Here is a 10,563-nt window from a genome sequence, read left to right on the forward strand (position 1 = left end):
ATTCATCTATTCTGTTTTTTGCGGTTCGTTTTTGGAAGTGAAATTAATATATTTGGCACGTTGTAAAATTGAAATAACTGCATCAATGCTTTCAGGATTGGAGAAGCTCATGATAAAAGGTTCTTCTTTAAATTCCATGGGTTCGAACCCAGGATTCTGATCTGGATTCTTGAGTATATGGATGGGACGTGCACTCTGATTATAAAATGCCAGTTGTGCGGAATCTGTAGTGTTACCGATGACACCAATGCCTACATCCCCTTTTCCAAAATCTATTCTATGTTTATTTAAGTTGATCATTTTTAAAAATCTCCTTTTTCAAAAATAGCATATTTAGTAATTTTCTATTATTCCCGAAGTAGGGATATCTTTTAAAAAGTCACTGTTGGAAGTAATCGGAGAATCTACAATCTGAACGCCGCTTCGTTTCATCATTCGGAATTTGAAATCAAGAAGTTCCGGTGGAACTTTCAGTTCGGCGGCAGCCTGGAAAAAGGACATATCAGCGTTAAGCATCTCCAGGACATCTTCATCCTCCAGAAGATAATCAGCGGCAAAGCAATTCGCTTCATATTCACATTGTGACACTCCATCGAATAATTCAAAATCATGAAAACACTTGATCTGAAGGGTTTTCTGATGAAGGATTGCGTGACCGATCTCGTGGATCAGGATAATCTGCTGTATGATTTCCGGCAGGTCGCAGTTAATGACGATGCAGGTCTTTCGACATTCCCGCATACAGAAGCCTTTGCAACAGTTTGGATCAGTTCCAAGCGGAAGCTTCTTAACAATAATATGCATAGCAGCTGCAAGACGATACGGATCACTTTCCTGATATTTTGCTTTTACTTTATTAACAGTGTCTCTTATACATTTTGAACTCATAAAAACACCTCGATATTTCATAAGATAGTTTGCTGCAAGTATAGAGTAGCAAAAGTGCTGTACGAAAATACGGACACCTATGAATCACTTTCTGCTTCTGTGTTTTTCTTTTTTCGTCCAAATGTTTTTTTAGCTTCCATCTTACAGGAAAGATATGCTTTGGTTACAGCCTGATAGAAAGCATCTTTTGCTTCTTCATCGAGTTCGCCACCAGCGAAAAGGGCACGGTTGGCTTCGAGAATCTCATTGATGTCCCTGGCTCCTTTTTCACCAAGCTGTCCATTGACTTCATCAATATAATCCATTTTTTCAATTCCATAAGAAGGATCTGTGATCTCATCATGTTTTAAATAATCGTAAGAGACATTTAATGCATGAGCGAGTTTTCTCATAGTAGAGATTCGTGCGATTGTGCCGGAACTTTCATAAGCTGCGATTGCACGCTGGGATACGCCGACCAGTTCTGCAAGTTCTTTCTGTGTCAGATGATTTTGTTCTCGTTGAAATTTAATCTTGTCTGAAAAATTCATAGTGGGATCCTTTCCAAGTTTTTGAAATCGTAACTTCATCAACTTCATAAAAACTATTGACAGAGTTCATTATCACGTATAGAATACAAACAAACGTTCGTGAAGTTAGTAGAAATTATAATTCAAAAACTTCACAAAGTCAATATGAAGCAAAGAAGTTTTATTACGATTTTTAGACTGGTAGGTGAATGTTATGAGCAGGACAATTCTTCATTCAGATATGAATTGCTTTTACGCAAGTGTCGAGATGTTGCATCATCCGGAACTTGCCGGAAAGCCGATGGCAGTTGGGGGCGATCCGGAAGCAAGACATGGAATTGTGCTGACTGCGAATTATATTGCAAAGCGAGCCGGAGTAAAAACAGGTATGGCATTGTGGCAGGCAAGGCAGGTTTGCCAGGAAATAATTTTTGTACCGCCTCGCATGGATCTTTATTTGAGATTTTCCAGAATGGCACAGGAGATTTACAGTGAATACACAGATCAGAGAGAACCATTTGGGATTGATGAAAGTTGGCTGGATGTAACTGCCAGTACTTCTATCAAGGGAGACGGAATGAAGATTGCAAAAGAGATCAGCAGTAGGATTAAATATGAACTGGGCGTTACCGTAAGTATTGGTGTTTCCTGGAATAAGATATTTGCAAAGCTCGGTTCTGATTATAAAAAGCCAGATGCCATCACAGAGTTTTCCAAAGACAATTACAAGGATATTGCATGGAAACTTCCAGTAGGAGACTTACTCATGGTAGGACGAAGCACCGAACGGACGATGAAGAAACTAGGCATTTGTACAATCGGAGATCTGGCAGGAGCAGAACCTTCTATATTAGAACCATATCTTGGAAAGATGGGATTGGTACTTCATACCTTTGCAAATGGATGGGATGAGACTCCAGTTTCAGTAGAAGGATATAAAGCACCCATCAAGTCTATCGGGAATAGCACAACAACACCAAGAGATCTTGTTAGTGAATTGGATGTGAAGATTATTTTGATGGCGCTTTCAGAAAGTGTAGGAGCCAGGCTTCGTGAAAATGGTTTTCAGTGCAGGACAGTAGAAATCTCGATTCGGGATAATGGACTGTATCATTTTACGAGACAGTGCAAGTTGGACAGGGCAAGTAATCTTACAGAAGAAATTGCCAAAACTGCATTTGAGTTATTTCAGAAAAACTATAACTGGGAACATCCGATTCGTAGTCTTGGTGTTCGAGGATGTGATCTGGTATCAGAAGAGATGCCTTATCAGCTTGAGTTATTTATGGATGAAACGAAAAGAGAAAAAATTAAAAAGATGGACCAGGTGGTAGATGAGATCCGTGGAAGGTTCGGTTATCAGAGTATTCAGAGGGCATTTATGTATCAGGATAAGATACTGGCACAGCTGAATGCAAAGGAACACACGGTTCATCCACAAGCATATTTTCATGGATAGGAGAGAGCAGGTGTTTTGCAATGACAGCTAAAGTGTATGTAGATGTCCTGGCGGTATTTAGCCGGGAAGGAGAATTGATCCCTACAGCGTTTGTCTGGGAAGATGGACGTAAGTATGCGATTGATAAGGTTTCAAAACCGGAACGTTGTGCCAGTCGAAAAGCTGGCGGAACCGGATATCGCTATACCTGTCAGGTGGGCGGGAAAATCTGTCATCTGACTTATGAAGAAAATTATAAATGGTTTATGGAACGTAAATAGCGGCGCCCTAAAAGGGAGCCCTGAATCAGGGCCCCCTTTGGAGAGATAGATATTCGATGAGAACATCAGCAGTCGGGGATACATCCTTTCCCGTGAGAACCGATTGCTTTCAATAGATCATACAGTTTCCGGTCAGCCAGAAATAGAAGCCATCCCACAGCGGATATTTCTGCGGAATCTGCATGAAGAGATGTTAGGACAGTGACAGACTGTGAATGGAATAAAAAATACAATGATTGGTCTGGCTGCGGAAGCGGTCGGGAAGGAGGACAATTATGCAGAACTTGTTTGGAGTATTAGATGAAGTGGAACAGGTAACAGATGAAATGTATAAAAATGCGGAAATGTTACTGGATTTATATCGGAAGGTAAAGTTTCGTGTGTATAGAAATCTTGAGGAAATAGATGAAGAACTTTATATAGAGGATAGAAAGAATCTAACTCTATTATTGAACAACATACTTGATTTTGATTCCACAATAGAAAAGAGGAGAATTCAAGAACGACTTGCATCAAATAATTTCAATTTGTGTTTACTCGAAATAATGGAAGATGCACTGCTAATTGTAAAAAGATACCCGGATGATGGAGAATTATTTTATCGGCTATTGCGATACAGGTACTTTGATTCGTTCAAGAATACGAATGAAGATGTTATGATGATGCTAGAAGATATGCCATATACAACATACTACAGAAAGAGGAAAAAAGCCATTCGTTTGTATGCAGCGATGCTTTGGGGAGTAGCCAGAAAGGTACAGGCACAATAATGTGCCTGTTACCGTTTATTGGTAATCATCATGCTCAATGTCTTTCGGATTTTGCATTCGTCGGGCTATTCGGTGAGCATCTTCATCACGACCAATGATGATTTGGTTTTGAGAGTAACTGTGGTGGCGTAATTTAATGAGCGTCTTTTTGGCATCATATTCACTAAGATATCCAGATTCTTTGGTAATTAAGGTTTCGTTAAAAAAGTAGATTTCTCTTTTACGAGGAGCAAGCAAATCTTTATAATTATCCCAGAATTTTTTGATATCAGTATCAGTTGCCGCAAGTCGCTCAAGTTCTCGTTCATCCAATAAGTAATTGTATGGGTTTGTATTAAGTAATCCGCGAATTAAGTCATCTTGTGAATCGTCAGGTCTTTCGTGAAAAAGAACTATTTTTTGGAAAAATGGACCATTATCATGCTCTGATGATTCTGTTATCATACCACCAATCCTAAAATACAAGGGACCATTTATAAACACTTGATGATTGAAAAAAATGTAGTAGAAACGTCCGTCCTGATCGACAAAGTCCAAATATATATTATGATTCAGTGTAGATTCCATTGGAAAGCAAGTACAGCGTTTGACTTTTATTTCGTCAGGTTTTTGAAACTGATGAACAAGTTGTTTGTATTCAAAATAAGCTTTTGAGCCATTGTCGGGATCAATATTAAAGGTAATTGTACCTTTGATTAAATCTTCCCTTTTCTTCAGGGAGTAAGGATATGGTGTGTTAAATGAAGAATCAGTTCCGGAGATTTTGAAAAAATAACAATGAAATTTTCCATTATAACTGGTATCCAATAACAACTGTTGATGTGGTGTTTGCTTATAACTGTTACTTGTGGAGAAAGAAGACTGATCAGGAAAAGCTAATATTTCGCCTGGATCACATCCCCACCAATCGCACATTGCGAGAACGGCGGAAATATCAATTTTTTGAATACCGTCACTATTGGAAAAAAAGTTCTGTATAGTTGTTTGGCTTGTGTAGACATGGTAGTTTTCTTTTAAATAATTATGGATTGCACCAGGTCCAAGTATATTTTTATCTGAACGTGTTTTACAATATTCTTCTCGCTTCTGCTTTAATCTTTGACGTATTGCATTTATATGTTTCTGACGAATATCGGTGGTTTGGGAATTATTTTTTTGTGGCTGATTCATTATTATGCACCTCCATGAAATACCTTATAATAAAACTATATACCTGATACAGGAATAAAACAATACCTTGAATAAGGTATAAAAATAAATAAACATGTTCTGGAATAGGGTATATATTCGTGATACACTATAAATATCAAAGGGGCCCCATGAAAGTGTCTTAGGATAATAAGGAGGTACGATCATGGAAGAAATGTTACGCAAGACCAAAGTATTACTAAAATCATACCAGATGGCGAAATTTGCAGTGATGGTTAGAACACAGGAAGTGGAAGATGAACTTTTTGACAGTGATATGAAGTCTATAGAAAATCTTATTGATTCTGTTTTGGGAGAAGATTTAATGCTCAATGGAAAATATCTTGAAAATAAATTGGTAGAAGTGCGTGCTACAGCCACGTTGCTACATAGAATGGAGCTGTGTTTACAATGGCTTCGCAAATATCCAGGGAAAGGTGCGATATATTATGACATGCTATATCAGTTTTACTTTTCGGGGTTCAATAATGGACACAAGGTGGTTGCGGAAATGTTTGATATGTCAAGAACCACTTACTATAGATATTTTAAGGAAGCAGAAATTACATATTCTAAATTATTATGGACTAATAATCTTACAGAGGGGAGTGAAACATAAGTGAAACCGTATTGGTACTAAAATGGAAGATAAATGAAAGAGTGCTGGTACTGACTTGAAAAAATCAATATGCTAAACTTGATATGCTGAGAGAAATAGACCTTCGCAGACAGTTGTTTGTGGAGGTTTTTCTTTTCTCAAATATTTAGGCGTATGGCTGTGCCCGGAAGGGTATGGCCTTTTTTTATGCCCAAAATGAGGTTACATATTTGTTATGTTGTTTCGTTTTCGGCATAAATGCCGGAAGGGAAAGGCATATCGAAATGCAGGCAAAAGGCTGGCACTATGCCAGATATCCATGACCTTCGATTTGTTGCAAATCAATTTAATCGACAAATCGGAGGAACAATCATGGAAGAAAGAAAATACACATTTTACGACAGATATCAGAAGGTGAAATACGCTAATATTACTGCAGAGGAGCTGGAAGTTCTTAATATTTCTTATAATAAGGAACATTATATGTTCGACCAGCAGCATCAGAGAAATAATACAGTATTATTTTGTGGTTTAGAGTCAGAAAACGGTTGTGCGACAGACTTTATAGCAGATAGAGGATGTGACATTGCATCGGACATCACAACCGAGATCTTCTTCAAAGAACTCTTCAGTGATCTGACAGAGAAAGAAAAGAAAATCGTGAGCGATTATTTTATCATGGGGAAACAGGTCAAGAAGATAGCAGAAGAACTGGGCATCAGCACACGTCAGGTGAGCAGAGACAAGAACAGTGCTTTGGCAAAAATGTTAAAGAGAATGAAAGCAGCTGGATATGAATCATATACTGAGGCAGCAGGTGCATTTCTGCAGGAAAGCGATTATATTCCAACACAGATGGAGACGCAGAATTCTATTATGAAGAAAAGGACCGGAGAAGTGAGACTGCCATCGGATCATAAGATGAAAAAATAAATGTAATTGAAAAAACCAATCATCAAAAAAGGGCACTGGAGAAAAAACCAATGCCCTACTTTAATTTCAGTATATCATTCGGTGTGCAGTCCAAAAATTCACAGAGTTTTGCAAGTATTGTGAAGTCAATCCTGGTTACTTTATTTTTGCAGTAGTTGTTAAGCTGTGTGCGCTGTAAATTACAGGCTTCACAAAGCTTGTTTTTGCTGATATTCTTTTCTTTAAGTAGATTTTCCAAATCCATATATACAATCATAACGGCACCTCGTCTTTTCTTAAAATTATAAATACAACTGTATTGAAAAATAAGCTGTGCTGTCATACACTTGTATTATAATACAGGGGTATAAAGGAGCGAGAAGATGAGAAAAAGGTGGTTTATCAGTCTGATAATCGGTATAATAATTACAGGTGGTTGTCTGGGATATCTCCAGTTTGGAAGAGATATGGATGTGTATGGTTCCCATGCAATGACAGCGGACAATTACCATGAGGAGCGTTTGACGGTAGTGGTAAATAAACTGTATGTAGAGGATCAGAAAGTATGTGCAGAAGAAATCGTGAAACGTTGCAGGGAAAATTCATTTAAAAGTGTGCGGTTCAGCTACGATCAGTCGATTCCGAATGCGTTATATGTGACGGCATATTCATCAAAGCGACAGGCAGCAAAAGGAACACAGATGTTTTCGTTTTCTTACATGCCGGAGGATGGCAATGGAACGTATAATATTGTTAATGATTCGGATAAATTTATGTTGAAGCTGGAGAAATAACACAGCTGATGATACAGCTTAGAAGAGTAGGAGTGAAAGAATGGTAGAAGATACTATGTTTTCCGGGGAATCAAAAAATATTGAGTACAAGGTATCCTTACCTGATAAAAGTGAAAAGTACATGAAGACAATCGTAGCTTTTGCCAATACACAAGGCGGCAAGCTGATTGTTGGAGTAGATGATAAAATACACCAGATTGTTGGTGTGGAAAATGATGTGTTGTTTCAGCTGATGGATGGAATTGCCAATGCAGTTTCTGATTCCTGTGTGCCACAGATCATTCCTGATATTGAACCACAGACAGTAGACGGGAAAACGGTCATTGTTGTATCAGTAGAAGCTGGAAAGAACAGACCGTATTATCTGAAATCAAAGGGAAAAGATAATGGTACTTATATCCGTGTAGCAGGTACATCAAGACAGGCATTTCCGGAGAAGATAAAAGAACTGGAAATGGAAGGAGCCAGAATCTCATGGGATGAGCTTACTTGTGTGGGTTATCCTGTTTCAGAGGAAGCAACAGAGAAACTTTGTCAGGATATCGAAAAGTTCCGGAAGAAAGCAGGAATGTCAGAACATTCTGTAAAGAAAGAGCAGCTGATAAACTGGAAAATCTTGAAGCAGAGCGAGGGACAGCTTCTGGCAACGAATGCCTATGCGTTGCTGACATCGGATTATTTTCCGTTCTCCAAAACACAATGTGCGGTATTCAAGGGAACAGATCGTGCAGTGTTTCTGGATAAGAGAGAATTTACAGGACCGATTTATACACAAATTGAAGAAGCAGTAGATTTTGTATTGAGAAATATTCGGCTTGGAGCAACAATTGACGGATTGGTGCGAAAAGAGAAATATGAGTTACCACCGGAAGCAATCAGGGAAATGATTATTAATGCCCATTGTCACCGTAACCTGTTGGATGAATCTTGTATTCAGGTCGCAGTTTATGATGACAGACTGGAGGTGACTTCTCCGGGTGGATTATATAACGGATTAACTTATGAGGAAGTCATGAATGGTCATTCTAAGATCAGAAATAAGGGAATTGCCAATATATTCAGCCAGATGGGACTTGTTGAGGCATGGGGAAGCGGAATAAAAAGAATCCTCAATGCCGCAGAAGAGTATGGACTTTCGAAGCCGAAATTTCAGGAATTCGATAATATGTTTCGGGTAGAGCTGTTTCGTAATTCATTTCCGATGATAAATGAAAAAGAAAACATCGGAGAAGCATCGGAGAAGCATCGGAGAAGCATCGGAGAAACATCGGAAGTAGAGTGGAGAACAGACCTCAACGATACACAGCAAAAGATTATAAAATTGCTTTCAGAAGATCATCAATTATCAGCGGTTAAGTTAGCTGAAAAAATCGGTGTTGCCAGTCGAAATATAGAGAACAATATTAAGAAGTTAAAAGAGTATGGTATTCTTATAAGACATGGCTCTCCAAAGAATGGTTACTGGGAGATTGTAGATAAAGATCTACAGGAGTGAGAAATAAATTAGTCCAAGATTAGTCCAAGATATCTCAAGATTAGTCCAAGAGAATATATATATAAATAACAAAAATAGATTGACATTTTGTAGTAATCAGTAGTAAACTGTACTTGTGGAAGGGAAGTGATATGTTTGGCTAGAAAAACACCAAAAGATGGCAAAGAAGAAAACATACGAGTACGGGTGACTCCAGAACAAAAACAGAGACTTGTTGAGTATGCAGAAAGACACTATCAGAGCATGAGTGGTGTTGTATGTCAGGCATTGGATCTCCTGTACGCAAGAGAAGAACAACAAAATAATAAAGAGTAAAATGGAGTTATTTTGGAGTTTATTTCTTCATAAGCGGTGCGAAAAACACAAAATTAGAACATACGTTCGAAGTATGAGCCTCTAATAACAGCCTTTGCGTGTCATGAAACGCAGTCCGCAAAGGAGTTTGAGTGATGAAATGGGTTTTGAGAAGCTAGTATTTATGCGGATTCCAAACAAAATTGTTTAGGTGTTGGCAACGATTTGGCAACATTTTTCACATCACGCATTAAATAATTACATCAATGGCATAAGAAAAACCTTGCTGATTTTCAGATATGTAACTGAATATCGGCAAGGTCTTTTTATGCTTATTTCTGCTTTTTCTTTTTAGCTGTTTTCTTTTCTTCTTTCTCGATTTTCTGAAATTCTTTCATAAGCATATCGCTGACCGCCTGTGAGGGGACTTTTGCCCAATGCTTTGAAGTGTCCAGTTCGGGGTACTTGTACCGCCACTGGTCGTATTCCTCTTTGGTAATCTCGCCCTGTTCCAGTTTGGCGGCTTGCTCCTGCCATGCGTGGAACATATCAAACATGGACGTATAAGTGGAATAGTCGGAGTTGTCAAGGCGCAGACAGATTTCCCCGTCAATCTCCCCGATTTTCAGCCCGTACATATCTTCCAACGCAAAGAGCGTGTGCATAAGCCCGGTATAGGTATCAATATCCGGCACTGTGAGGGCGTGGGTGCTTATATCAAAGATACCCGCCATTTCTTTTACAAGGTCGTGCTTTGGTGTCCTCGCTTCGGTTTCATATTGTGCCATGCGGACATCAGAGGTCTTTCCGAGAAAGCCAAGGATTTCGCCCAGTTGTTTCTGTGTCATGCCTTTTCGGTTGCGGAAAAAGCGGATACGTTTGCCGATTGCCATAATAAAACCTCCGTTGTAGTGAAAGTGGTACAGCCTTGCATGACTGTACTTAAACAAATCTGTTGAAGTTAGTATAACATGGTGCAATAGGAATAGCAAGAATAACTTAAATAAAAAAAGTTAAGATTTTCTCACAAACCACTTGACTTAACGGAATTTATTTAGTATCATATCAACAAGACTTAAACAAAAATAGTTAAATATTGAAAGGAGAGGGTATCCGAATGACAGAGAAATCATTTATGACAGTGGAGGAAGTGGCAGCGGAACTGCGTGTGTCAAAATCGAAAGCCTACCAAATAGTGAGGGAACTGAAAGCAATTAACCGTTTTGTAGTTTCCTATATTATCAAATATGTAGTATACTTAATATATCAAACGAGATGAGGAGGCTGTCAAATGCCAGGTTCACACAGTACGTTATGTATAGATAGTTTTTATCCGGAAACGGAATTAAAGATAACAGAGATACAACAGGATAAGGAGCAGATTTTAATACGAATG

15 protein-coding genes are annotated in these 10,563 nt (G+C 38.5%); 9 read left to right on the forward strand and 6 right to left on the reverse strand.

Going from position 1 to position 10,563, the window contains the following annotated elements; genetic code table 11:
* Window positions 1-6 precede the first annotated feature (6 nt).
* The 3 genes from NFS18_RS08590 to NFS18_RS08600 all read right to left on the reverse strand — a co-directional run bounded on the left by NFS18_RS08590 (window position 7) and on the right by NFS18_RS08600 (window position 1,418).
* A complete protein-coding gene (locus NFS18_RS08590) occupies window positions 7-300 on the reverse strand; it encodes a hypothetical protein (RefSeq protein ID WP_026650130.1) in 294 nt (97 codons plus the stop codon).
* A 33-nt stretch (window positions 301-333) separates the two neighbouring features.
* Window positions 334-888, reverse strand: coding sequence for an ImmA/IrrE family metallo-endopeptidase (locus NFS18_RS08595; protein ID WP_118213338.1), 555 nt, complete (start codon window positions 886-888; stop codon window positions 334-336).
* Window positions 889-965: 77 nt separating this feature from the next.
* Window positions 966-1,418, reverse strand: a complete 453-nt coding sequence (locus NFS18_RS08600; protein WP_173692607.1) for a helix-turn-helix domain-containing protein — start codon at window positions 1,416-1,418, stop codon at window positions 966-968.
* Window positions 1,419-1,611: 193 nt separating this feature from the next.
* Here NFS18_RS08600 and dinB point away from each other — a divergent pair, with 193 nt between their 5' ends.
* The 3 genes from dinB to NFS18_RS08615 all read left to right on the forward strand — a co-directional run bounded on the left by dinB (window position 1,612) and on the right by NFS18_RS08615 (window position 3,886).
* Entirely contained in the window at window positions 1,612-2,856 is a 1,245-nt protein-coding gene (gene dinB / locus NFS18_RS08605; protein WP_251389654.1) for a DNA polymerase IV, read from the forward strand.
* Window positions 2,857-2,876: 20 nt separating this feature from the next.
* A complete protein-coding gene (locus NFS18_RS08610; RefSeq protein ID WP_026650126.1) occupies window positions 2,877-3,116 on the forward strand; it encodes a hypothetical protein in 240 nt (79 codons plus the stop codon).
* A gap of 275 nt (window positions 3,117-3,391) precedes the next feature.
* Entirely contained in the window at window positions 3,392-3,886 is a 495-nt protein-coding gene (locus NFS18_RS08615) for a hypothetical protein (RefSeq protein WP_251389655.1), read from the forward strand.
* Between the two features lie 15 nt (window positions 3,887-3,901).
* Here the strand turns inward: NFS18_RS08615 and NFS18_RS08620 are convergent, their stop codons facing one another.
* Window positions 3,902-5,056, reverse strand: a complete 1,155-nt coding sequence (locus tag NFS18_RS08620) for a hypothetical protein (RefSeq protein WP_173745664.1) — start codon at window positions 5,054-5,056, stop codon at window positions 3,902-3,904.
* Between the two features lie 184 nt (window positions 5,057-5,240).
* On the opposite strand from NFS18_RS08620, the gene NFS18_RS08625 reads away from it, so the two are divergent.
* A complete protein-coding gene (locus NFS18_RS08625; RefSeq protein WP_055299417.1) occupies window positions 5,241-5,693 on the forward strand; it encodes a hypothetical protein in 453 nt (150 codons plus the stop codon).
* Window positions 5,694-6,044: 351 nt separating this feature from the next.
* Window positions 6,045-6,605 carry a sigma factor-like helix-turn-helix DNA-binding protein gene (locus tag NFS18_RS08630; protein WP_251389656.1) on the forward strand — a complete coding sequence of 187 codons (561 nt, stop codon included), beginning with the start codon at window positions 6,045-6,047 and terminating at the stop codon, window positions 6,603-6,605.
* Between the two features lie 55 nt (window positions 6,606-6,660).
* Here NFS18_RS08630 and NFS18_RS08635 read toward each other — a convergent pair whose 3' ends face one another.
* Window positions 6,661-6,861 (reverse strand): helix-turn-helix domain-containing protein, encoded by a 201-nt coding sequence (locus NFS18_RS08635; RefSeq protein WP_075669150.1) that lies wholly within the window; start codon window positions 6,859-6,861, stop codon window positions 6,661-6,663.
* Between the two features lie 106 nt (window positions 6,862-6,967).
* Here NFS18_RS08635 and NFS18_RS08640 point away from each other — a divergent pair, with 106 nt between their 5' ends.
* The 3 genes from NFS18_RS08640 (at window position 6,968) to NFS18_RS08650 (ending at window position 9,188) form a co-directional block, all read left to right on the forward strand.
* Entirely contained in the window at window positions 6,968-7,378 is a 411-nt protein-coding gene (locus tag NFS18_RS08640; RefSeq protein WP_251389657.1) for a hypothetical protein, read from the forward strand.
* 40 nt (window positions 7,379-7,418) lie between these two features.
* Window positions 7,419-8,873, forward strand: coding sequence for an ATP-binding protein (locus tag NFS18_RS08645; protein ID WP_251389658.1), 1,455 nt, complete (start codon window positions 7,419-7,421; stop codon window positions 8,871-8,873).
* Window positions 8,874-9,008: 135 nt separating this feature from the next.
* Window positions 9,009-9,188 carry a hypothetical protein gene (locus tag NFS18_RS08650; RefSeq protein WP_028086473.1) on the forward strand — a complete coding sequence of 60 codons (180 nt, stop codon included), beginning with the start codon at window positions 9,009-9,011 and terminating at the stop codon, window positions 9,186-9,188.
* A gap of 311 nt (window positions 9,189-9,499) precedes the next feature.
* Here the strand turns inward: NFS18_RS08650 and NFS18_RS08655 are convergent, their stop codons facing one another.
* Window positions 9,500-10,060, reverse strand: a complete 561-nt coding sequence (locus NFS18_RS08655) for a helix-turn-helix domain-containing protein (RefSeq protein WP_251389659.1) — start codon at window positions 10,058-10,060, stop codon at window positions 9,500-9,502.
* Window positions 10,061-10,284: 224 nt separating this feature from the next.
* On the opposite strand from NFS18_RS08655, the gene NFS18_RS08660 reads away from it, so the two are divergent.
* Complete coding sequence (locus NFS18_RS08660; protein WP_251389660.1) at window positions 10,285-10,446, forward strand: hypothetical protein; 162 nt, start codon at window positions 10,285-10,287, stop codon at window positions 10,444-10,446.
* Window positions 10,447-10,563 lie beyond the last annotated feature (117 nt).

Source organism: Mediterraneibacter agrestimuris (assembly GCF_943193195.1).
Taxonomy (GTDB): domain Bacteria; phylum Bacillota; class Clostridia; order Lachnospirales; family Lachnospiraceae; genus Schaedlerella; species Schaedlerella agrestimuris.

What these genes read in the sequence shown, in the direction of transcription:
- NFS18_RS08640 (WP_251389657.1), top strand. Translation starts at nt 6,968, where the DNA reads ATGAGAAAAAGGTGGTTTATCAGTCTGATAATCGGTATAATAATTACA.
- NFS18_RS08620 (WP_173745664.1), bottom strand. Translation starts at nt 5,056, where the DNA reads ATGAATCAGCCACAAAAAAATAATTCCCAAACCACCGATATTCGTCAG.
- NFS18_RS08625 (WP_055299417.1), top strand. Translation starts at nt 5,241, where the DNA reads ATGGAAGAAATGTTACGCAAGACCAAAGTATTACTAAAATCATACCAG.
- NFS18_RS08655 (WP_251389659.1), bottom strand. Translation starts at nt 10,060, where the DNA reads ATGGCAATCGGCAAACGTATCCGCTTTTTCCGCAACCGAAAAGGCATG.
- NFS18_RS08615 (WP_251389655.1), top strand. Translation starts at nt 3,392, where the DNA reads ATGCAGAACTTGTTTGGAGTATTAGATGAAGTGGAACAGGTAACAGAT.
- dinB (WP_251389654.1), top strand. Translation starts at nt 1,612, where the DNA reads ATGAGCAGGACAATTCTTCATTCAGATATGAATTGCTTTTACGCAAGT.
- NFS18_RS08610 (WP_026650126.1), top strand. Translation starts at nt 2,877, where the DNA reads ATGACAGCTAAAGTGTATGTAGATGTCCTGGCGGTATTTAGCCGGGAA.
- NFS18_RS08595 (WP_118213338.1), bottom strand. Translation starts at nt 888, where the DNA reads ATGAGTTCAAAATGTATAAGAGACACTGTTAATAAAGTAAAAGCAAAA.
- NFS18_RS08660 (WP_251389660.1), top strand. Translation starts at nt 10,285, where the DNA reads ATGACAGAGAAATCATTTATGACAGTGGAGGAAGTGGCAGCGGAACTG.
- NFS18_RS08635 (WP_075669150.1), bottom strand. Translation starts at nt 6,861, where the DNA reads ATGATTGTATATATGGATTTGGAAAATCTACTTAAAGAAAAGAATATC.
- NFS18_RS08600 (WP_173692607.1), bottom strand. Translation starts at nt 1,418, where the DNA reads ATGAATTTTTCAGACAAGATTAAATTTCAACGAGAACAAAATCATCTG.
- NFS18_RS08590 (WP_026650130.1), bottom strand. Translation starts at nt 300, where the DNA reads ATGATCAACTTAAATAAACATAGAATAGATTTTGGAAAAGGGGATGTA.
- NFS18_RS08630 (WP_251389656.1), top strand. Translation starts at nt 6,045, where the DNA reads ATGGAAGAAAGAAAATACACATTTTACGACAGATATCAGAAGGTGAAA.
- NFS18_RS08645 (WP_251389658.1), top strand. Translation starts at nt 7,419, where the DNA reads ATGGTAGAAGATACTATGTTTTCCGGGGAATCAAAAAATATTGAGTAC.